21 protein-coding genes are annotated in these 19,992 nt (G+C 70.4%); 10 read left to right on the top strand and 11 right to left on the bottom strand.

Features of this window, described 5'->3' with window-relative positions:
- Window positions 1-22: 22 nt before the first annotated feature.
- The 8 genes from ACQPXG_RS37460 to ACQPXG_RS37425 all read left to right on the top strand — a co-directional run bounded on the left by ACQPXG_RS37460 (window position 23) and on the right by ACQPXG_RS37425 (window position 8,036).
- Entirely contained in the window at window positions 23-580 is a 558-nt protein-coding gene (locus ACQPXG_RS37460) for a F0F1 ATP synthase subunit B (RefSeq protein ID WP_433463878.1), read from the top strand.
- Window positions 577-1,398, top strand: a complete 822-nt coding sequence (locus ACQPXG_RS37455; RefSeq protein WP_433463877.1) for a F0F1 ATP synthase subunit delta — start codon at window positions 577-579, stop codon at window positions 1,396-1,398. The genes ACQPXG_RS37460 and ACQPXG_RS37455 overlap by 4 nt, the downstream gene beginning before the upstream one ends.
- 40 nt (window positions 1,399-1,438) lie before the next feature.
- Window positions 1,439-3,073: a F0F1 ATP synthase subunit alpha gene (gene atpA / locus ACQPXG_RS37450; protein WP_433463876.1), complete on the top strand. Its 1,635-nt coding sequence runs from the start codon at window positions 1,439-1,441 to the stop codon at window positions 3,071-3,073.
- 5 nt (window positions 3,074-3,078) lie between these two features.
- On the top strand, window positions 3,079-3,978 hold the full coding sequence (locus ACQPXG_RS37445) for a F0F1 ATP synthase subunit gamma (protein ID WP_433463875.1): 900 nt from the start codon (window positions 3,079-3,081) through the stop codon (window positions 3,976-3,978).
- 2 nt (window positions 3,979-3,980) lie between these two features.
- The gene (gene atpD / locus ACQPXG_RS37440; protein ID WP_433463874.1) at window positions 3,981-5,411 is read left to right on the top strand and encodes a F0F1 ATP synthase subunit beta; all 1,431 of its coding nucleotides are present in this window, start codon (window positions 3,981-3,983) and stop codon (window positions 5,409-5,411) included.
- An 82-nt stretch (window positions 5,412-5,493) separates the two neighbouring features.
- Window positions 5,494-5,880, top strand: a complete 387-nt coding sequence (locus ACQPXG_RS37435; protein WP_433463873.1) for a F0F1 ATP synthase subunit epsilon — start codon at window positions 5,494-5,496, stop codon at window positions 5,878-5,880.
- A gap of 22 nt (window positions 5,881-5,902) precedes the next feature.
- A complete protein-coding gene (locus tag ACQPXG_RS37430; protein WP_433463872.1) occupies window positions 5,903-6,367 on the top strand; it encodes a DUF2550 domain-containing protein in 465 nt (154 codons plus the stop codon).
- A gap of 160 nt (window positions 6,368-6,527) precedes the next feature.
- Window positions 6,528-8,036, top strand: coding sequence for a M28 family peptidase (locus ACQPXG_RS37425; RefSeq protein WP_433463871.1), 1,509 nt, complete (start codon window positions 6,528-6,530; stop codon window positions 8,034-8,036).
- Window positions 8,037-8,045: 9 nt separating this feature from the next.
- On the opposite strand, the gene ACQPXG_RS37420 is transcribed toward ACQPXG_RS37425, so the two are convergent.
- The 3 genes from ACQPXG_RS37420 to ACQPXG_RS37410 all read right to left on the bottom strand — a co-directional run bounded on the left by ACQPXG_RS37420 (window position 8,046) and on the right by ACQPXG_RS37410 (window position 10,364).
- Window positions 8,046-8,612 carry a DUF4913 domain-containing protein gene (locus tag ACQPXG_RS37420; RefSeq protein ID WP_433463870.1) on the bottom strand — a complete coding sequence of 189 codons (567 nt, stop codon included), beginning with the start codon at window positions 8,610-8,612 and terminating at the stop codon, window positions 8,046-8,048.
- Between the two features lie 84 nt (window positions 8,613-8,696).
- The gene (locus ACQPXG_RS37415; RefSeq protein ID WP_433463869.1) at window positions 8,697-9,629 is read right to left on the bottom strand and encodes a DUF4097 family beta strand repeat-containing protein; all 933 of its coding nucleotides are present in this window, start codon (window positions 9,627-9,629) and stop codon (window positions 8,697-8,699) included.
- A 120-nt stretch (window positions 9,630-9,749) separates the two neighbouring features.
- The gene (locus tag ACQPXG_RS37410) at window positions 9,750-10,364 is read right to left on the bottom strand and encodes a cob(I)yrinic acid a,c-diamide adenosyltransferase (protein WP_433463868.1); all 615 of its coding nucleotides are present in this window, start codon (window positions 10,362-10,364) and stop codon (window positions 9,750-9,752) included.
- Window positions 10,365-10,434: 70 nt separating this feature from the next.
- On the opposite strand from ACQPXG_RS37410, the gene ACQPXG_RS37405 reads away from it, so the two are divergent.
- Window positions 10,435-12,027 (top strand): GMC family oxidoreductase, encoded by a 1,593-nt coding sequence (locus ACQPXG_RS37405; protein WP_433463867.1) that lies wholly within the window; start codon window positions 10,435-10,437, stop codon window positions 12,025-12,027.
- Between the two features lie 105 nt (window positions 12,028-12,132).
- Here ACQPXG_RS37405 and ACQPXG_RS37400 read toward each other — a convergent pair whose 3' ends face one another.
- The 7 genes from ACQPXG_RS37400 to ACQPXG_RS37370 all read right to left on the bottom strand — a co-directional run bounded on the left by ACQPXG_RS37400 (window position 12,133) and on the right by ACQPXG_RS37370 (window position 18,436).
- Entirely contained in the window at window positions 12,133-12,312 is a 180-nt protein-coding gene (locus ACQPXG_RS37400) for a zinc ribbon domain-containing protein (RefSeq protein ID WP_433463866.1), read from the bottom strand.
- Window positions 12,313-12,322: 10 nt separating this feature from the next.
- Window positions 12,323-13,276, bottom strand: coding sequence for an RNA-guided endonuclease InsQ/TnpB family protein (locus tag ACQPXG_RS37395; protein WP_433463865.1), 954 nt, complete (start codon window positions 13,274-13,276; stop codon window positions 12,323-12,325).
- A 55-nt stretch (window positions 13,277-13,331) separates the two neighbouring features.
- Window positions 13,332-13,757, bottom strand: a complete 426-nt coding sequence (gene tnpA / locus ACQPXG_RS37390) for an IS200/IS605 family transposase (RefSeq protein ID WP_433463864.1) — start codon at window positions 13,755-13,757, stop codon at window positions 13,332-13,334.
- Window positions 13,758-14,291: 534 nt separating this feature from the next.
- On the bottom strand, window positions 14,292-14,786 hold the full coding sequence (locus tag ACQPXG_RS37385) for an N-acetyltransferase family protein (RefSeq protein WP_433463863.1): 495 nt from the start codon (window positions 14,784-14,786) through the stop codon (window positions 14,292-14,294).
- 54 nt (window positions 14,787-14,840) lie between these two features.
- Window positions 14,841-16,340 carry an aldehyde dehydrogenase family protein gene (locus tag ACQPXG_RS37380; RefSeq protein ID WP_433463862.1) on the bottom strand — a complete coding sequence of 500 codons (1,500 nt, stop codon included), beginning with the start codon at window positions 16,338-16,340 and terminating at the stop codon, window positions 14,841-14,843.
- 66 nt (window positions 16,341-16,406) lie between these two features.
- A complete protein-coding gene (locus tag ACQPXG_RS37375; RefSeq protein WP_433463861.1) occupies window positions 16,407-17,783 on the bottom strand; it encodes a carotenoid oxygenase family protein in 1,377 nt (458 codons plus the stop codon).
- 35 nt (window positions 17,784-17,818) lie between these two features.
- Window positions 17,819-18,436, bottom strand: a complete 618-nt coding sequence (locus tag ACQPXG_RS37370) for a hypothetical protein (protein ID WP_433463860.1) — start codon at window positions 18,434-18,436, stop codon at window positions 17,819-17,821.
- 93 nt (window positions 18,437-18,529) lie between these two features.
- Here ACQPXG_RS37370 and ACQPXG_RS37365 point away from each other — a divergent pair, with 93 nt between their 5' ends.
- Window positions 18,530-19,063 (top strand): PadR family transcriptional regulator, encoded by a 534-nt coding sequence (locus tag ACQPXG_RS37365; protein ID WP_433463859.1) that lies wholly within the window; start codon window positions 18,530-18,532, stop codon window positions 19,061-19,063.
- 40 nt (window positions 19,064-19,103) lie between these two features.
- Here ACQPXG_RS37365 and ACQPXG_RS37360 read toward each other — a convergent pair whose 3' ends face one another.
- Window positions 19,104-19,925, bottom strand: coding sequence for an NAD(P)H-binding protein (locus tag ACQPXG_RS37360; protein ID WP_433463858.1), 822 nt, complete (start codon window positions 19,923-19,925; stop codon window positions 19,104-19,106).
- Window positions 19,926-19,992: the final 67 nt, after the last annotated feature.

The following is a 19,992-nucleotide window of genomic DNA, read 5'->3' as shown; positions in this document are numbered from 1 at the left end:
CATCTGAGGAAGGGCTGCAGACATGATCAGAGCAGCTTCCGTCCTTGCGGCGGAGGAGAACAACCCTCTCGTCCCGCACCCGTACGAGCTGGTCGTCGGCATCTTCTCGTTCGCCGTCGTCCTGATCGTCCTCGGCAAGATCCTCGTCCCGCGGCTGCAGAAGACGCTGGAGGAGCGCACCGAGGCGATCGAGGGCGGGCTGGTGCGGGCCGAGGAGGCGCAGAAGGAAGCCCAGCAGGTCCTGGACCAGTACAAGGCCCAGCAGAAGGCGGCCGCGGTCGAGGCGTCCAACGAGCGGCGCAAGGCCGAGGAGCAGGGCGCGCAGATCATCGCCCAGGCCAAGGAACAGGCCCAGGCCGAGGCGCGCCGGATCGTCGAGAACGCCAAGGCGCAGATCGAGGCGGAGCGGCAGCAGGCGCTGCAGTCGCTGCGGGCCGAGATCGGCGCCATGTCGGTCGAGCTGGCCGGGCGCGTCGTGGGCGAGTCCCTGGAGGACAGCGCCCGGCAGAGCCGGGTCGTCGACCGGTTCCTTGAGGAGCTCGAGGAACGCGCTCGGACCCAGGAGCAGATCACATCATGACCATCACGGGAGCGGTGAGCAGGGCGTCGCTGGCCGAGGCCAAGGAACGGCTGGAGGCCGTCATTCCCTCCGCCGACCTGGCCCGGCTCGGCGCCGACCTGTTCGCGGTGCTGCACCTGATCGACCGCGAGCACGGCGTGCGGCGGGCGGTCTCCGACCCGGCGCGGGACGGTGCCGACAAGGCGCAGCTCGTCCAGATCCTGCTGGAGGGCAAGGTGTCGCCGGCCGCTCTCGGGCTGGTCGCCGACGTCGTCCGGCTGCGCTGGTCGAAGCCGTCGGAGCTGTCGGACGCGGTGGAGACCCTCGCGGTCACCGCCGAGTCCGCCCGCGCCGAGGCCGACGGCCGGATCGACGACCTGGAGGACGAGCTGTTCCGGTTCTCCCGGGTCGTCGAGGGGGAGGCCGCGCTGCGCGGCGCCCTCGCCGGTCCGGGGCTGCCGGGCGACCGCAAGCTCGGCGTTGTGAACGCGCTGCTGGAGGGCAAGGTCACTCCGGCCACGCTGACGCTGGTCACCGAACTGGTGCTGCGCCCGCGAGGACGTAGCCTGGAGGGTGGGCTCGCCGAGTACGGCAAGCTCGTCGCCCAGCGCCGGCAGCGGCTCGTCGCCCTCGTCCGGACGCCCACCGAGCTGTCGGCGGCGCAGCGGACGAGGCTCGCCGCGGTGCTCGCCGCCGCATACGGGCACGAAGTACACCTGAACATCGAGCTCGACCCCACGGCGATCGGCGGACTGTCGATCGAGATCGGGGACGAGATCATCGACGGCACGATCGCCGGACGGCTGGACGACGTCCGCCGGCGGCTCGGCACCGGCTGACGCCGGCAGAGCTGACCCCTAAGGGAGCAAGGAAGGAATCATGGCGGAGCTGACGATCCGTCCGGACGAGATCCGGAACGCGCTGGAGCGCTTCGTCCAGTCGTACGAGCCCGAGGCCGCCGCGCGCGAAGAGGTCGGCACCGTCGTCGATTCCGGCGACGGTATCGCCCACGTCGAGGGCCTGCCCTCCGCGATGGCGAACGAACTCCTTGAGTTCGAGGACGGTACCCGTGGCCTGGCTCTGAACCTGGACGTGCGTGAGATCGGCGCCGTTGTCCTGGGTGACTTCAGCAAGATCGAGGAGGGCCAGAAGGTCCGCCGCACCGGCGAGGTACTGTCGGTGCCGGTCGGAGACGCCTTCCTCGGCCGCGTCGTGGACGCGCTGGGCAACCCGCTGGACGGCAAGGGCGCGATCGAGACGACCGAGCGCCGCGCGCTCGAACTGCAGGCCCCGACGGTCGTGCAGCGGCAGTCGGTGAGCGAGCCGCTGCAGACCGGCATCAAGGCCATCGACGCGATGACGCCGATCGGCCGCGGCCAGCGGCAGCTGATCATCGGTGACCGGCAGACGGGCAAGACGACCGTCGCCGTGGACACCATCATCAACCAGAGGGAGAACTGGGAGTCCGGCGACGAGAAGAAGCAGGTCCGCTGCATCTACGTCGCGATCGGCCAGAAGGGCTCCACGATCGCCAACGTCCGCCGCTCCCTGGAGGAGGCCGGCGCGCTGGAGTACACCACGATCGTGGCGGCCCCCGCGTCCGAGCCGGCGGGCTACAAGTACATCGCGCCCTACACCGGGTCCGCGATCGGCCAGCACTGGATGTACCAGGGCAAGCACGTCCTGATCATCTTCGACGACCTGTCGAAGCAGGCCGAGGCCTACCGCGCGGTGTCGCTGCTGCTGCGCCGCCCGCCGGGCCGTGAGGCGTACCCGGGCGACGTCTTCTACCTGCACTCGCGGCTGCTGGAGCGCTGCGCGAAGCTGTCGGACGACATGGGCGCCGGCTCGATGACGGGTCTGCCGATCATCGAGACCAAGGGCAACGACGTGTCGGCGTACATCCCGACGAACGTCATCTCCATCACCGACGGGCAGTGCTTCCTGGAGACGGACCTGTTCAACCAGGGCGTCCGGCCGGCGATCAACGTCGGCATCTCGGTGTCCCGGGTCGGCGGCGACGCGCAGATCAAGGCGATGAAGACGGTCGCCGGCACCCTGCGTCTCGCGCTGTCGCAGTTCCGCGACCTGGAGGCGTTCGCGGCGTTCGCGTCCGACCTGGACGCCGCGTCCCGCGCGCAGCTGGAGCGCGGCGCCCGCCTGGTCGAGCTGCTGAAGCAGCCGCAGGGCAGCCCGTTCCCGGTCGAGCAGGAGGTCGTGTCCGTGTGGGCGGGCACCTCCGGCGAGCTGGACGAGGTGCCGGTGGCCGACATCCGCCGCTTCGAGCGCGAGTTCCTCGACTACGTCGAGCGCGAGGAGAGCGGCCTGCTGACCTCGATCCGGGAGACCGGCAAGCTCTCCGACGACGGCCTCACCAGCCTCAAGAACGCCATCACGGAGTTCAAGAAGGGCTTCCAGACCAGCGAGGGCGAGCTGCTGGCCGAGGAGCCCGTCGAGGCGATCGAGGACGAGGACGTCAAGCAGGAGACGATCACCCGCGTCAAGAAGGGCTGACGGCCATGGCCGCACAGCTTCGTCAACTCCGGCAGCAGATCAAGACGGTCAAGTCGACCGCCAAGATCACGCGTGCCCAGGAGATGATCGCCACGTCGCGGATCGTCAAGGCCCAGCAGGCGGTGGCGGCCTCCAAGCCGTACGCCGACCAGATCACGCAGGCTCTGACCGCGCTGGTGAGCCACAACGTGGGGATCGACCATCCGCTGCTCGCCGAGCAGCCGGCCGACAACCGCAGCGCCGTCCTGATCGTCACGAGCGATCGCGGGTTCTGCGGCGCCTACAACGCCAACGTCATCCGCGAGGCCGAGGCGCTGATCACGGCGCTGCGGGAGCAGGGCCGCGAGCCCGTCCCGTACGTCATCGGCAACAAGGGCATCACCTGGTACCGGTTCCGGGACCGGGACGTCGCGGAGACCTGGAACGGGTTCAGCGACCGTCCCGACTTCGGGAGCGCGGAACGCGTCGGGCGGCGGCTCACCGAGGACTTCCTCAAGACCGACGCCGAGGGCGGGGTCGGCGAGATCCACGTGGTCTACACCGAGTTCGTCTCGATGCTGACCCAGACCGTCCGGGTCACCCGGCTGGTGCCGCTGGAGATCGTCGAGGAGACCGAGAGCTCCGCGGTCCCGCCGGCGTACGAGTTCGAGCCGTCCGCGCAGGCCGCGCTCGACCTGCTCCTGCCGAACTACATCGAGAGCCGCATCTTCCACATGCTGCTGCAGTCGGCCGCGTCGTTCCAGGCGTCGGTCAGGCGGGCCATGAAGTCGGCGACCGACAATGCCAACGAACTGATCGGTGTCTACACGCGCCAGATGAACCAGGCGCGGCAGGCCGCGATCACCCAGGAAATCAGCGAGATCGTCGGTGGCGCTGACGCGCTCGCCGAGTCTGGCGGGGAGTGATAATGACTGCTCAGGTAGAGACGGCGACCGCCACCGGGCGCGTCGCCCGTGTCATCGGCCCGGTCGTCGACGTGGAGTTCCCCGCCGACGCCATCCCGGACATCTACAACGCCCTCAACGCGCAGGTCACCCTGGGCGGCGAGGAGAAGACCCTGACGTTCGAGGTCGCCCAGCACCTCGGCGACAACATGATCAGGGCGATCTCCATGCAGCCGACGGACGGCCTGGTCCGCGGCGCCCCGGTGACCGACTCCGGCGAGTCGATCGCGGTGCCGGTCGGCGACATCACCAAGGGCCACGTGTGGAACGCCCTCGGCGACGCGCTGGACGTCCCGACCGCCTCGCTGGAGGTCAACGAGCGCTGGGGCATCCACCGCAGCGCTCCGGCGTTCGACCAGCTGGAGTCCAAGACCGAGATGCTGGAGACCGGCATCAAGGTCATCGACCTGCTGTGCCCGTACGTCCAGGGCGGCAAGATCGGCCTGTTCGGCGGCGCCGGTGTGGGCAAGACGGTCCTCATCCAGGAGATGATCCGCCGTGTCGCCCGCAACTTCGGCGGCACCTCGGTGTTCGCCGGCGTCGGCGAGCGCACCCGTGAGGGCAACGACCTCTGGGTGGAGATGGCCGAGGCGGACGTCCTCAAGGACACCGCGATGGTGTTCGGCCAGATGGACGAGCCGCCGGGCACCCGGCTGCGGGTGGCGCTGTCCGCGCTGACGATGGCGGAGTACTTCCGCGACGTCCAGGGCCAGGACGTGCTGCTGTTCATCGACAACATCTTCCGGTTCACGCAGGCCGGCTCGGAGGTCTCCACGCTGCTCGGGCGCATGCCGTCCGCGGTGGGCTACCAGCCGACGCTGGCCGACGAGATGGGCGTGCTCCAGGAGCGGATCACCTCGACGCGCGGTCACTCGATCACCTCGATGCAGGCGATCTACGTGCCCGCCGACGACATCACCGACCCGGCGCCGCACACCACGTTCGCGCACCTGGACGCGACCACGACGCTCGCGCGGAGCATCTCCGAGAAGGGCATCTTCCCGGCGGTCGACCCGCTCGACTCGACCTCGCGGATCATGGACCCGCAGATCCTCGGCAACGAGCACTACGAGGTCGCCCAGGAAGTGATCCGGATCCTGCAGAAGTACAAGGAGCTGCAGGACATCATCGCGATCCTCGGCATCGACGAGCTGTCCGAAGAGGACAAGGTCACCGTCCAGCGGGCGCGGCGCATCGAGCGCTTCCTGTCGCACCCGATGTACGTGGCCGAGCAGTTCACCGGCCAGGAGGGCGTGACGGTGCCGAAGGACGAGACGGTCGCGTCCTTCAAGGCGCTTGCGGAGGGCAAGTACGACCACCTTCCCGAGCAGGCGTTCTTCATGTGCGGTGGCATCGAGGACGTCGAGAAGAAGGCCAAGGAGCTGGAGAAGTAGTCCGCTCCGGCGGGGCCGTCCCCGGGCGTCGCGCCCGGGGACGGCCCCGCCGGAACCGCTCCAGTAGTCGGAGGAGACAGACGTGGCAACCCTGAAGGTCGGGCTGGTCTCGCCGGAGCGCGAGATCTGGTCCGGCGAGGCCAGGACGGTGGTCGCCCAGACCATCGAGGGCTCGCTCGGCATCCTGCCGGGCCACGCTCCGGTGCTGGGCATCCTCCTGGACGGCAGCGTGGTGAAGATCGAGCCTGCCGACGGCGGCGAGCCGGTCCTGGCGGCGGTCGGCAGCGGGTTCTTCTCCGTCGCCGCCGACGAGGTGTCGGTGCTGGCGGAGCAGGTCGAGCGGGGCGACGAGATCGACGTGGACGACGCCAAACGCGCGCTGGACACGGCGCTCACGGGCGCCGCGGAGGACGCGGCGCCGGAGCGGCGGGCCCGGGCGCGGCTGCGCGCGGCGGGCATCGAAGCCTAGAGGCCGACGGACGGCGGGGGATTTGGGCGAGCACCTGGCACTGGACGCGGGCGGGGTGCTCGCCGCGCTCGTCCTCGTGGCGGCGCTGCTGTTCGTGTCCATGTCGGTGCGCCGCTGGTTGTTCACGCGCGGCGGCGGCACCGTGGAGTGCAGCCTGCGTGAACTGTCCCAGGAGGGCGGAGCCCCCGGGGTATGGCGGCTCGGCATCGGCCGCTACAAGGGCGATGTGCTGCAGTGGCACCGCGTGTTCGGTTTCCGGAGAAGGCCCCGGCAGGTGATTCACCGCCGGGGCCTCGTCGTGTCCAACCGGCGCACCCCGGACCCGGGGGAGGCGGACGGCCTGCTGCCGGACGTGACCGTCATCGAGGTCAAGAGCGGCGACGTCACCGTGGAGCTGGCGATGGGCGCGGCGGCGCTCACCGGCTTCCTCGCGTGGCTGGAGGCGGCCCCGCCCGGCTTCCCCGTGGATCTGCATCCGCCGGAATGAGGCGGCCTGCAATGAGCGGGCCTGGAACGAGCGGTCCCGGAATGAGCGGGTAAGGCGCCGGTATCGAATTGGCGTGGCCGTGCCGCCGCTGCTTGAGGCGCACGGGACGGGGAGTGAGGATCGCGCTGGTCCGCTCCCTACTCCGTCCGCAGGAGTGCACGTGCGCAAGCTCCTCACCGGCACCCTCGTGGCGCTGCCCGCCCTCGCTCTGCCGGCCGCCCTGCCCATGGCCGGTGCCGCGCCCGCACGTCCCGACCTCGCGAAGCTGGTGACGCTGAGGGAGATCAAGGCGCACCTGGCGGCTTTCCAGGAGATCGCCGACTACAACGGTGGAAACCGCGCGGCGGGGAGCGCGGGCTACGACGTCTCCGTGAAGTACGTCGTCGGGCAGGTGAAGAAGGCCGGTCTCACGCCGAAGGTACAGAAGTTCACCTACCCGTACTGGCGTGAGCGCTCGCATGCGGTGCTGGCGCGGACGGCGCCGTCCAAGGCGTCCTACAAGCGAGGGGAGGACTTCCTCACGCTTGAATACTCGGGGTCCGGCGATGTGACCGCGCCCGTGGTCGCGGTGGACGTGCCGGCCAAGGGGGAGGGGACGAGCGGGTGCGAGACCAGCGATTTCAAGGGCTTCGCCAAGGGCTCGATCGCGCTCATGCGGCGGGGGAAATGCTCGTTCGCGACGAAGGCGGCGAAGGCGAAGGCGGCCGGCGCCCGGGCCGCGGTGATCTTCAACAAGCCGGGTGAGAAGGGGCCGCTGAACGGGACGGTGACGAGGCCGTCCGCGATCCCGGTCATCGGGCCCACGCATGCTGTGGGCGCCGAGCTGGTGAAGGCCGCGAAGAAGGGCGGCCTGAAGCTGCGCGTGAAGACCGGCACGGTGCAAGGGAAGAGGTCGTCGGCGAACGTCATCGCCGACACCGGGCGCGGGCGGGCCGGGAACGTGGTGCTGGCCGGCGCGCATCTGGACAGCGTTCCCGCGGGACCGGGGGTCAACGACAACGGCACCGGCGCCGCGACGCTCCTCGCCGTCGCCGGCAAGATCAAGGCGTTGCGCAAGGACGATCTTCGCAACCGGGTGCGTTTCGTCTGGTGGGGCGCCGAAGAGGCGGGGCTGCGGGGCTCCGCGCACTACGTGAAGAGCCTGCCGGCCGCCGAGCGCGCGAAGATCGCCCTGAACCTGAACTTCGACATGCTCGGTTCGCCCAACGGCACCCGGGGCGTCTACGACGGCGACCACTCGACCCGCGCCGGCACGAGGGCGCCCGCCGGCTCGGGGGCGATCGAGAAGATGTTCCGGGAGTACTTCAGGAGACGTCATCTGCCGGTGACGGAGAGCACGTTCACCGGGCGGTCCGACTACGGCCCGTTCATCGAGCGGGGCATCCCGTCCGGCGGGATCGACACCGGCGCCGAGGGGCTGAAGACCGCTGCGGAGGCCAAGACGTTCGGCGGCAGGGCGGGCAAGGCGTACGACCCGTGCTACCACTCCAAGTGCGACCGGTTGACGAACGTCAACCTCAAGCTGCTCGACGGCAACGCCGACGGTGTCGCGCACGTCCTCCAGCACCTGGCCCGGACGACCGTCGCCGTCAACGGCGGAGCCCGTCTCGACCTGACCCGGGACCCGTCCTACGACCCGCTCTGGCAAGGTCGGTACCTGCTCCGCTAGCCGCCGGCGTCACGCCGAGGGGAACCCGAAGTCCTCGACCGGGGTGGTGGGGTTCGCGTTGTGGGCGGGGCGCTCGGGATCGTGCATGCACCTCGCGAAGGGACCATCGGGGGCGCGCAGGCGCGCGAGGGCGGGGTCGAGATGGTCGCGGTGCCAGATGCTGGGACCGGTGTGCCCGCACGACGGTGAGTCGGTGAGCGATTGCCAGGCCAGCCAGAGCGCGTGGAGGCGGGCGATCGCCTCGGGATGTTCCCACCAGCGTGTGCACCAGGGTCGGAGCGGGCTCACCTCGTTGACGTAGACGGGGACCAGAAGACCGTTGACCCACGTGGCCAGCGTCTCCAGTTCGAGGGTGTGCTCTGGGCCGTCCAAGTACAGCAGGAAGGCGGGCACAAGCGGATGTTCGCCGTCTGGCCGGCCGGCGGTCTCATCGGCGTCGACGGAAGTGGCCGATCCCAATCGGTCGCGAAGCCCCTTGATGACCTCTGCGTGCCGGGCGAGACCATGTCCGTGGATCTCGACGACCGCACGCAGGTCGGCGAGATCTTCGGCGAGGTCTTCCGGTGAGTCGGTCATGGTGAGTCTCCATCGTGCTACTGGCTGCGAGCACCATGAATGACCGTCCGGAGATCGCCGGGTGGCTCAAGTCCGGCGCGACCGCTAGTTCGGGGCGACCGAGATGGAGCCGTCCCGTGTGCTGAGCTTGATGTGCCGCTTGGACTGCGAGTCCTGGTGAACGGCCGGGTCGATCCGCTTGGCACCGTTGTCGGTGGACGCGTCGATGGCGTAGCCCTCCCCGGACGGCAGGAGGAGGCGGATCGAGCCGTTGTCCGTCGTCGCCTGGACGTTCGAGGGCGGCGCGTCGAGGCTGAGCATGATGCCGCCGTCCCGCGTCTTGGCGGTGATCCGGTCGGCGGTCAGCCCGCGGGCGTCGATCGAGCCGTTGTCGGTGTCGAGGTCGGCGAAGACGACGCGCCCGCCCACCTCGATGCGCCCGTCGCGGGAGCCCGCCTTCAGCAGGTCGGCGGTGAGGCCCGAGGCGTCGATGGAACCGTTGTCGCTGTGCAGGTTCGCGGTCGTGGCACGGCCCGAGACCCGCACCGAGCCGTCGCGGGAGCTGATCGTCACCACGGACGCGCGCAGGTCGTTCGCGGTGACCGAGCCGTTGTCGCTGTGCAGGTTCACCGCCCCGGTCAGCCCGGACGCGACGATCGCGCCGTCCCGGTTGTCGATCTCGACGGGCACGCCGCGCGGAACCCGCACGCGGTAGGAGACCCCGCACGCGGCGAACCCGATCACCTGTCTCGCGCACTTGGACGACAGCGTGAGGGTGCCCCCCTCGGTGACGTGCCGGGCCTCCGGCTTGTTCTTGTCGTTGGACCAGCGCAGCCGTTCCCGGACCGTGATGCCGGGGGAGTCGGACGCGGTGACCTCGACCCGGCTCCCGTTCGTCTTGATCTTCAACGCGGTGACGGCGGCGGGGGCGGTGTAGGAGCGGTCCTCCTGCACCCGGCCGACGCTCACGTTGCCGCAGCCGGCCAGCGCCGCCGCCGCCACCGCCGCCGCGACGGTCGTGACTGTCAGGGTCCTCACGTGGTCTCTCCCGTTGTCGCCGTGCGCCCGTTCATGCCAAAGCCTGCTCCAGGCACGGCGGCGTCACCAGGAGGGGAGCCGGTCATCCGGGGGTGGGGTTAGCCCCACCCCGCCGGCAGCTCAGCGTTCGCCGCCGGGCTTCCACAGGACGTCGCCGTGCTCGGCGTTCGCGACGCGGCAGAGAATGAACAGCAGGTCGGACAGCCGGTTGAGGTACGTGGCCGTCAGCGGGTTCACCCCGCGCTCCGGCGTGACGCCGGCGCTGCCGTGCTCCTCGATCGCGGCCCACGCCGACCGTTCGGCGCGGCGCGTCACCGTCCGGGCGACGTGCAGGAGCGCCCCGCCGGGCGTGCCGCCGGGGAGGATGAAGCTGCGCAGTGCCGGCAGGCCGGCGTTGTGCTCGTCGCAGGCCTCCTCCAGCCGCTCGATGTAGGACGCCTCGACGCGCAGCGGCGGATACTCCGGGTCGGGCACGACGGGCGCGCACAGGTCGGCGCCCACGTCGAAGAGGTCGTTCTGGACGCGGGTCAGCAGCGTGACCAGGTCCTCGGGCAGGGACCCGAGTACGAGGGCCGCGCCGATCGCGGCGTTGGCCTCCTCGACGTCGGCGTACGCGGCGAGACGCGGATCGGTCTTCGACGTCCGGGACGCGTCGCCGAGCGCGGTGGTGCCGTCGTCGCCCGTACGGGTGTAGATCCGGGAGAGCACGACGGGGTTGTCCCTGTTCTTCGCCATGGGGGCAGCCTAGCCCTGCCACCGTCAGAAGCCCGTTCGGTAGGGTTTCGGAAAGACCTCGGAGGCCGCCGTGTACGACTACATCATCGTGGGAGCGGGCAGCGCGGGCTGCGTTCTCGCCGCCCGGCTGACCGAGGATCCCTCGGTGAAGGTCCTGCTGCTGGAGGCCGGCCCGCCCGACGACGTCCCGGAGATCCACATCCCGGCGGCCGTGGCCACCCTGATCAAGGGCCCCTACGACTGGGACTACGCGACCGTCCCGCAGGAGCACGCGGGCGGGCGCAGCGTGTACTGGCCGCGGGGCCGGACGCTCGGCGGCAGCTCGTCCACCAACGCGATGATCTATATCCGCGGCGCCCGGTACGACTACGACACCTGGCGCGACTCCTACGGCTGCGACGGCTGGGGCTACGAGGAGATGCTGCCCTACTTCCGCCGGGCCGAGGACCAGCAGCGCGGCGAGCTCCCCTACCACGGCGTCGGCGGCCCCCTCCGCGTCGAGGACCTGCGCTACAAGCATCCGCTGAGCCGCGCGTGGGTGCAGTCGGCCAAGGCGTACGGGCTCGCCGCGAACCACGACTTCAACGGCGCCGACCAGGACGGCGTGGGCTTCTACCAGGTCACCCACAAGCGCGGCAGGCGCTGGTCGGCCGCCGCCGGCTACCTGCACCCGATCGAGTTCCGCCCGAACCTCACCGTCGTCACCGACGCCCTCGCCACCCGCGTCGTGATCGAGGACGGCCGGGCCACCGGCGTCCGCTACGACGCGCGCGGCGAGACGATGTCGGCCCGCGCCGAAGCCGAGGTCATCCTGTCGGGCGGGGCGGTGAACAGCCCGCAGCTGCTGATGCTGTCGGGCGTCGGCCCGGCGGACCACCTGCGCTCGCTCGGCATCGACGTCCTGGTCGACTCCCCGGTCGGGCAGCGGCTCCAGGACCACCCGTTCGTGAACGTCATGTTCGCGACGCCCCGCACCAAGCCCCTGTGGGAGCTGACGAACGCGCGGTCCTTCGCCCTGTACCAGGCTCTGGCGCGCGGCCCCTACGCGTCGAACATCGCCGAAGCCGGGGGCTTCGTCCGGACGGTGGAGGGCCTTCCCGCCCCCGACCTGCAGTACCACGTCCTTCCCACGCCGTTCGTGAACCAGGGCCTCACCGAGTCGTCCGAGCGGCTCCTGTCGGTCCTGGTCGCCGCGATCGCGGTCGCCGGGCGCGGTTCCCTCACCCTGCGCTCCGCCAGCCCGTACGCCAAGCCGCTGATCGACCCGGCCTACCTCGCCGACAAGGCCGACCTGGACATCCTGGTCGCGGGCGTCCGGCAGGCCCGCGAGATCGCCGCGTCCGGGCCCCTCGCGTCCCTGGTCGGCGGTGAGTGGGCGCCCGGCGAGCAGGTCGAGTCCGACGAGGCCATCACCGACTTCGTCCGCCGCGAGGTCGCGACGCTGTTCCACCCGACGAGCACCTGTGCGATGGGCGGGGACGACTCCGTGTGCGACACCGAGCTGCGGGTCCGCGGTGTCGAGGGCCTGCGCGTGGTGGACGCCTCGGTCATGCCGGCCGTCCCCCGCGGCAACACCAACGCCCCAACCATCGCGATCGCCGAGCGCGCCGCCGACCTGATCCGCGGCCGGGCCGCCCTCACCCCGGCCAACGCCCGGAAGTGACAGCCGCGCGAAAAGAGGTGGACAGGCCCGCTCGCGATCTGCCATCCGGTTCCATGATCTGTGACTCCACCCACGCATGAACGCGCGGGCTTCCCGTGTCGTCGGCTATGCGACGGCGCGGAGGGCCAGCCCGGCCCTGGTGGCGATGTTGAGCGCGCCGACGCGGTCGGCGTGGTCGCCGTGTCCGCATCGGGTGCACTCGAAGACCTCTTGGTCGCGATTCTCCGCTGCCACGTGCCCGCACTCGGTGCGCGGACAGGTGCGGGAGGTGTTGCGGGGGTCCACCGGGATTAGCTCACGACCGGCGCATTCTGCCTTGTGCGTGAGGATGCCCAGGAACACCCCCCCAACCCGCGTCCATGATGCTCTTGTTCAGTCCCGCCTTGGCGGCGGCTCCGTTCGGTTCGAAGGTTCCGTCGTCGGTTTGCCGGGGTTTGGGGCGGTGGACCATGTTCGCCACCCGCAGCGCTTCATGCGCGATGCGGTCCGCGTCGCGGATGAGGAAGCCGGCGGCCTTGTGCGCGAAGTCCAGGCGCTGACGGCGGATCTTGGCGTGAATGCCGGCGACCTTGCGGGCGGCCTGCCGGTGCTTGTTGGTGCGCTTCCTGGCCTTCCTGGGGAAGGTGGCCAGGGCGCGTTGCGCGGCGGTGAGCTTGTCCTCGGCCGTCCTGAGGTGGCGGGGGTTGGCGATGTGCACACCCTCGGAGGTGGTGGCGAAGTGCGTGACGCCCAGGTCCACGCCGATCTCACGGCCGGCGGCGGGAAGAGGGACGGCGGGTACCTCGTCGCAGGACAAGATCACGAACCAGCGGGAGCCCTCCCGCTTGATGCTGATCGTCTTCACGCGGCCCTGGACCGGCCGGTACTGGTGCACGCGGACGTGTCCGACGCCTTGCAGCCGTACGCGGGTCTGCCGGTCAAGCGGAGTGGAGTCCCACTTGCAGCCGTCGCCGTCCTTGGGGAACTCGACGGTGTCGAACCGGTGCCGGGAACGGAAACGCGGATAGCCGGGCTTGTCGCCGGTCTTCACCCTGCGGAAGAACGCTTCGAACGCCCTGTTCAACCGGCGCAGCGTGGCCTGCTGGGAGGAGAAGGACCACCGCCCCTGCCCGTCGGGGTCGAACGCGCGGATGTCTTTGAGCTGGCCGGACTGGTCCCCGTACCGGACACGGGTCTTGGAGGCGTGCGCGTAGGCGTCCCTGCGCTCCTGCAACGCCGCGTTGTACAGCGTGCAGTGATCGGCCAGCATCGCATGCAGCGAACCTGCCTGCCGATTCGTGGGACGCAGCGGGAACTTGTACGACCTACGCACCCTCGCCGCCCTTTTTCCAGGGTCGTTCCCACTGGGTATCGATATACCGGCGCACGGTGTCCTGCGACACCGCGCCGACGGTGGCGACGAAGTACGACGACGACCACAGCGTGGGCAGCCTGGAGCGCAGGTGTGGGAACTCCTCCCGCAACACACGGGAGGTGAACCCCTTGAACTGGTTGGCGATCCGGGAAGGAGAGTCCTTGGTATGCGCCTTGACGGACAGGTGCACGTGATCGGGCATCACCTCAAGCGCGATGATCTCCCAATCGTGCTCAGCGGCCTTGGCCCGGATCAACTCCTCCAGCCGTGCCGCGACCTGGCCGCCCAGCACCGGACGGCGGTACTTGGGGCACCACACCACGTGGTACCTCAGGTCGTACACGCCGCCGGAGAATCGGCGGACCCTACGCGTCATGGACGCGACGATCATTATACATGTAAGGCAAGTCTAACAGTGCCGCACGTGATCACAGGCTCAGCGGTGCTCTGCACTCGGGAAGCGATTCCCCCGGCGCCCAAAGACGTGGGTCCCCTCGCTAGAAGGTTCTGATGGGGCTCGCGCTTCGTCGCGGACTGAACCGCCGGGCGGGCCCGGGGTGAACAAGCCCGGAAATGCGGAACGCCCCCGTCCCTTTCGGGCGGGGGCGTGGCCGTACGCGTGCGGGCCGCGGGCGTCACCGCTTGAGCGCCTTCGCGATGCGGGCGCGGCGGGTGTTCCGGGCCTGGGCCCGCAGTTCGCGGACGCGGTCCTCGATGACGACCCTCATGAACTCCTGGCTGAGCATCTGCTTCTCCTTGCTCCTGCCGGTCCCTCGTGGCCCGACATGTACAAGGTTCGCCCTAAGGCCCCATCCCCTACATCGGGACGACGCCTTATCTAGGCGGCCTTAGGACGCCTTAGAGCGGATGCCGCCTTACCGCCCCGCCTAGGCGGCCGGTGACCGGCGGCCTAGGCGACCTCTACGAAGCCGAGATGGTCGTAGAGGCGGCGGGCGCGGCGGTTGCGGCGGGTCACGGCCAGCGTGAGGGTGTCGTGGCCCTGTTCGGCCAGGGAGTGCATGACGGCCTGGACGAGTCCCCTGCCCAGGCCGTGCCCGGCGTGCGCTGGGGCGGTGAACAGGAACGCGAGCAGTGGAAGGTCGCGGTAGAGGGTGGCCAGGGCGGCTCCCACCGGGCGACGCTCGTGTTCGGCGACGAACGAGGCGTTGCGCAGGAACGTGCCGTACTCGCCGGCCAAGGTGAGATGGACTTCGCGCACTGCGCCTTGGATGTCGCCCACGTCGGCCTCGTCGGGGGTGCCGCGGTAGGCGTCCCACATCAGGGCGGCCAGCGCGGGAACGTCGTCGTCGGTGAACGGCCGGAAACCGGGCGCAGGCGGGGGAGCCGCGCCCAGGGTCGCCTGGAGGCGGCTGCGCACGGGGGCACCGAACGTCCCGGATGTCATGGTTTCGAGTCTAGGTGGGCGCCCCCGCCGGGGGCCGGTGGGGGCGCCGCGGCATCAGCGCTTGTAGCGGCGGCCGTGGATCATGTTGATCAAGCCGAGGACGCGGGCCATCTCCTTCTCGGTGCGGCCGAAGCTGGTGAGGTTCATCGTCGCGAACCGCTGCCGGGTGATGGCCTTCGGCCGGGCGAACTCGCGCAGCCCGTCCGCGCCGTGGATGCGGCCGAACCCCGACTCGCCGACACCCCCGAACGGCAGCGCGGCGACGCTGGCGAACGCCGCGAAGGCGTTGATGGAGGTCATGCCGGAGCGCATCCGGCGGGCGGTCTCCATCGCGCGGGACCTGTCGCCGGAGAAGATCGTCCCGGCCAGGCCGTAGCCGGTCCGGTTGGCCTTCTCGACGGCCTCGTCCATGTCCTTGACCCGGTGGACGGTGATGGTCGGGCCGAACGTCTCCTCGCACACGGCGGCCGAGTCGTCCGGCACGTTGGTCAGGACGACCGGCTCGACGTAGGGCTTGCGGACGGACTCGGCGCCGCCGACGACCGCCTTGCCGCCCTTGGCGAGGGCGTCCTTGATGTGGCGCTCGATGATGTCGAGCTGGGACGGCATCGTGATCGGCCCGTACGCGGCCTCGCGGTCGAACCCGGGACGCAGGTCACGCGCCTTCTCGGTGAGCTTGCCGAGGAACTGGTCGTACGCCTCGTCCACGACGTAGATGCGCTCGACGCCGATGCAGGTCTGGCCCGCGTTCGACATCGCGCCCCACAGCGCGGCGTCGGCGGCGGCGTCGAGGTCGGCGTCGGAGTCGACGATGCAGGCGTCCTTGCCGCCGCACTCGGCGACGATCGGGGTGAGGTTCTCGGCGCAGGCGGCCATGACGCGCTTGGCGGTGCGGGCCGAGCCGGTGAAGGCGATCTTGTCGACGTGCGGGGACGCGGCGAGCGCCGCGCCCGTCTCACCGAGCCCGGTGACCGTCTGCAGGACGGGGTGCTCGGGCACGACCGCGGCGAACAGTTCGGCGAGGTACACGCCGACGCCCGGGGTGAACTCGGACGGCTTGAACACGACGGCGTTGCCGGCGGCGAGCGCGTACGCGATCGAGCCCATCGGGGTGAAGACCGGGTAGTTCCACGGCCCGATGACGCCGACGACGCCGAGCGGCTGGTACTCCAGCACGCAGCGCTGGTTGATCGCCATGAGCCCCGGATAGACGTTGCGCGGCCCGAGGGTCTTCTGCGCGTTGCGGGCGGCCCAGTCCAGATGCGTGATCGCCATGATCGTCTCAAGCTGGGCGTCCTGCACCGGTTTGCCGGTCTCCTGGTGGATGAGCTCGGCCATCCGGTTGAGGTTGCGGGCGAGCGACCCCTTCACGTTCAGCAGCCGCAGCCGGCGCTCCTTCCAGCCGAGGGCGCGCCACCAGGCGGCCGCCTCCCGGGCGCGCTCGACCGCCGCGGTCACGGCGGCGCCGTCCTGGACGGGATGCTCGGCGACGACCTCGCCGGTGGCCGGGTTCAGCGACGCGAAAGTCTCGGTGTTCTCCGTGGCCACGGACATGAGGAACCTCCCGGGAGGAGCCTTGTAAGTGATTGCTTGCGCGGCGGTACCGGCTAGTAAATCACCCTAGGCCCCGATCCGGGCGTCGGGGATCCAGCTTCCGTGGAATCCGGCCGGGACGCGGCGCGGCAGGTGCACGCTCGCGGTGTGCGACAGGTCCGACGCGTCCAGCACCCGCAGCTCGGACGCCGAGCCCTGGGTGACGATCGACAGCAGCCAGCCCTCGTCCTCCGCGCGGGCGCCGGGGGCCGGGACGAAGACCGCCTCGCCGACGTGCGTGCCGGGCTCGCAGACGTGCGCGGAGGAGGAGTCCCCGTGCAGGTCGTACTTCAGGATCGCGGTGCCGGCGGTCGTCCGGTCCCCGCCGACCGTGTACAGGTAGCGGTTCCGCAGGCCGGTCCGGGCGTCGTCGTGGGTCGGGAACTCCACGCCCCTGTCGTCCAGCTGCTCCTCGGCGGCCCTGCCGGTCGCGGGGTCCAGGGTCCAGCGGTGCAGCCGGGCCGTGTCGGACCGCGCCGCCGCCACGGCGGGGTCGGCGCTGCCGCCGATGCCCGTCCACAGGGCGGTGAAGTTCTCGGGACGGTAGCGCACCGCGTCCAGGACGATCCGGCCGGCGGCGTCCTCGTGCGCGTTGCCGACGTGGAAGACGTAGCACGGGTCGACGTCGAACCAGCGGACGTCCCCGGCGCCGTCCCGCCGCATGACGCCGAGCCGGGCGCCGTAGCCGTCGTCCCAGCGGTAGGGCAGGCCCGCCATCCCGGACAGCGCCAGCTCGGCGTCGAACACCACCGGCAGATCGAGCCAGACCACGTGGTTCGCGGTGATCGCGAAGTCGTGCATCATCGTCGGCCCGGGGACGTCGATCACGCGGCTCTCGGCCGGCGTCCCGTCCGCCGACAGGCGGTGGTAGGTGAGGTAGGGCTCGAACACGCCGTAGCCGAAGGACAGCAGGTCCCCGGTGACCGGGTCCTCCTTCGGGTGCGCGGTCATCGCGGTGGTGAGCCGGCCGCCGAAGTCGCAGGGGCCGACGGTCTCCAGCTCCGGCGTCATCTCGTACGGGAAGCCGGCCTCGACGAGGGCCCAGATCTTGCCCGCGTGCGGGATGACGTGCGTGTTGGCCTGCACCGAGCGCCGGTCGAAGGTGAGGTCCTCGCGCAGGAACGGCGTGCCGTTCGTGAACAGGTCCGTCCGGACCCAGCGGTTGCGGTACCACTCGGCGCGGCCGTCCTTCAGGCGGACCCCGTGGATCATCCCGTGGCCGCTGAACCAGTGCCTGCTCGGCTCCCCGGGCCTCGGGTTCGGCCCGTTCCGGAAGTACCGGCCGGTCAGCGCCGGCGGCAGGGTGCCGGTGACCTGCAGGTCGCGGGCGTCGGTCTCGTCGGGGACGGGGGCCAGCTGCCCGTCCAGCCAGGCGGCGGGACGCTCGGCGGTGTTCTCGCTCATCTCGATGCTCCTTTCCGGGGTGCTTCCGCGGGGTGTCAGCGGGGCGAGGGCCCGGACGCGCCGTTGGCCGGCATCTCCGGCAACGGTAGCCCGAGCCGGGCGAAATGGCGCTTGCGCGCGATCTCGGGGTAGCGGGCGGTGAAGACGGCCGGGACCGTGAACCCGGCGATCTTGACGGCGACCAGCAGTGCCGTGGCGTCCGGCGCCCAGTGCTGGACGCAGCCGAGGACGACGGCCATGACGGTGAAGCCCGCGGCCCACACGCCGGTGATCACTCGGTTGATCTTCCCGAAGAGGTCGGTCGCGGCGATCTCCTCGGAGACCTGGCGGCGCGCGATCCCCTCGGTGAACGGGCGGCCGAGCAGGAGCGTCCCCCAGGCCGTGACGCCCAGCCAGCCGATGGCGAGCGAGGCGCCGTAGTCCAGCACCGGCGAGCCGGGGACGGTGAAGGCCAGCCCGGTGAGCGCCGCCATGAACACGGAGGTGGAGACCTCCAGGATCAGGGAGTCGGCCCGGTGGCCCCGGCGAAGGTCCTGGGCGAGGAGCGCCAGTGCCGCGACGAGTCCCGTGACGGCGCCGGCGCGGTCGTCGAAACCGCTGACGACGGCGAGCAGGATCCAGGGGAGGAAGGTTCTGGCGTAGTACTTCAGCATGTCCGCGGGCTCCCGATGACATTCCAACTTTGACATGTCGAACTTAGATGCTCCTCTTTCGACATGTCAATACAGACATGTAGACTCCGGGGCATGAGTTTGCGACATGCGGTGCTCGGGCTCATCGCCGAGATGGACGGTGCCAGCGGCTACGACCTGCTGAAGATGTTCGAGATCTCGCTCGGGAACGTGTGGCCGGCCCGGCAGAGCCAGCTCTACGGCGAGCTCGGCAAGCTCGCCGACGCCGGGCTGATCGAGGTCGCCGAAGAGGGCCCCCGCGGTCGCAAGGCGTACCGGATCACCGAGGCCGGGCGCGCGGAACTGCACCACTGGCTGGTGGACGTCCCGGCCAAGGCGGGTCGGCGGGACGAGGCGCTGCTGCGGGTCTTCTTCCTGGGACTGGCCGAACCGGGCGAAGCCCAGGGCTACCTGCGCAAGCACATGGAGGGCCTGGGGGAGTACCTCGACGAGCTCAAGGTCCTGGAGAAGAACATCGACTGGGGGGACGACGACCTGTCCGTCTACGGGCGGCTCGTCATGGAGTACGGCAAGCGGTTCGCCGCCATGCGCCGGGACTGGTTCGAGTGGGCGCTGCGGGAGGTCGCCGCCCTCGAAGAACGCGAATAGGGCAGGGCCGCGGACGGCCCTGCCCTATGGTGGATCGCGATCAGCGGAAGTCGCCGGCGTGGTCGGCGGCCCACTCCTTGAACGTCCGGCCGGGGCGGCCGGTGATGCGCTCGACCTCCGGGGACGGCTCGTGCGGACGGTCCACCGAGTCGGCACGCATGCGGAGCAGGACGTCCACCAGCCCCTCGCGCATGTAGGGCAGGGCGAGCATCTCCTTCCGCGCCTCCTCCGGAGTGATCTCCTCGAAGCGCGCGGGGCGGCCGATCGCCTCGCCGATGAGCCCGACCATCTCCGGATGAGTGATCAGCTCGGGTCCGGTCAGCACCGGCCTGGCGCCGACCAGGGCGTCGGTGAGCAGGGCCTTCGCGGCGACGGCAGCGATGTCGCGCTCGTGGATCGGCGTGCTGAGCGCCGCCCCGTAGGCCTCGCGGACGGGGTCGTCGGCGCGGATCGCCTCCCGCCAGCCGAGCGCGTTCGACGAGAACTCACCGGGACGCGTGAACGTCCACTCCAGCCCGGACGCCTCGACCGCCCGCTCGATCCTCAGATGCTTCGCGGCGATCTCGTTGGCCGGGTCCTCGTCCAGCGCGGACGCGGACGACAGCACGACGACGCGCTGGACGCCGTGGTCGGCGGCACGGGTCAGCAGGTCGTCCAGGCCGTTCCAGAACACGGCGGGGTTGAGGAAGATCGAGGTGACGCCGTCCAGCGGCATGTCGCCGATGGGGGCGACCTCCGCCTCGCTCGGCAGCCGCGCCGTGGCGGGGTCGCGGGTCAGCGCGCGGACCTTGGCCCCCGCGATCAGCAGTTCGCCGACGAGATGGCGGCCGACGTTTCCGGTGGCTCCTGTAACGAGAATCATGCGGACCAGGTTCAACCAAACAGATGAAGTTGTCAAACAGCCAGATGGTTGACGAGATCAGGCATGC

Origin of the sequence: Spirillospora sp. CA-128828 (genome assembly GCF_050945415.1) — a bacterium.
Lineage (GTDB): Bacteria > Actinomycetota > Actinomycetes > Streptosporangiales > Streptosporangiaceae > Spirillospora.
The sequence above is the reverse complement of the archived record's forward strand: the minus strand, read 5'-3'. Positions and strand labels throughout refer to the sequence as shown.

Coding starts and splice junctions, on each gene's coding strand:
- ACQPXG_RS37460 (WP_433463878.1), top strand. CDS start 23: ATGATCAGAGCAGCTTCCGTCCTTGCGGCGGAGGAGAACAACCCTCTC.
- ACQPXG_RS37455 (WP_433463877.1), top strand. CDS start 577: ATGACCATCACGGGAGCGGTGAGCAGGGCGTCGCTGGCCGAGGCCAAG.
- atpA (WP_433463876.1), top strand. CDS start 1,439: ATGGCGGAGCTGACGATCCGTCCGGACGAGATCCGGAACGCGCTGGAG.
- ACQPXG_RS37445 (WP_433463875.1), top strand. CDS start 3,079: ATGGCCGCACAGCTTCGTCAACTCCGGCAGCAGATCAAGACGGTCAAG.
- atpD (WP_433463874.1), top strand. CDS start 3,981: ATGACTGCTCAGGTAGAGACGGCGACCGCCACCGGGCGCGTCGCCCGT.
- ACQPXG_RS37420 (WP_433463870.1), bottom strand. CDS start 8,612: ATGACCGACTCACCGGAAGACCTCGCCGAAGATCTCGCCGACCTGCGT.
- ACQPXG_RS37410 (WP_433463868.1), bottom strand. CDS start 10,364: ATGGCGAAGAACAGGGACAACCCCGTCGTGCTCTCCCGGATCTACACC.
- ACQPXG_RS37395 (WP_433463865.1), bottom strand. CDS start 13,276: ATGCTGGCCGATCACTGCACGCTGTACAACGCGGCGTTGCAGGAGCGC.
- tnpA (WP_433463864.1), bottom strand. CDS start 13,757: ATGACGCGTAGGGTCCGCCGATTCTCCGGCGGCGTGTACGACCTGAGG.
- ACQPXG_RS37385 (WP_433463863.1), bottom strand. CDS start 14,786: ATGACATCCGGGACGTTCGGTGCCCCCGTGCGCAGCCGCCTCCAGGCG.
- ACQPXG_RS37380 (WP_433463862.1), bottom strand. CDS start 16,340: ATGTCCGTGGCCACGGAGAACACCGAGACTTTCGCGTCGCTGAACCCG.
- ACQPXG_RS37375 (WP_433463861.1), bottom strand. CDS start 17,783: ATGAGCGAGAACACCGCCGAGCGTCCCGCCGCCTGGCTGGACGGGCAG.
- ACQPXG_RS37370 (WP_433463860.1), bottom strand. CDS start 18,436: ATGCTGAAGTACTACGCCAGAACCTTCCTCCCCTGGATCCTGCTCGCC.
- ACQPXG_RS37365 (WP_433463859.1), top strand. CDS start 18,530: ATGAGTTTGCGACATGCGGTGCTCGGGCTCATCGCCGAGATGGACGGT.
- ACQPXG_RS37360 (WP_433463858.1), bottom strand. CDS start 19,925: ATGATTCTCGTTACAGGAGCCACCGGAAACGTCGGCCGCCATCTCGTC.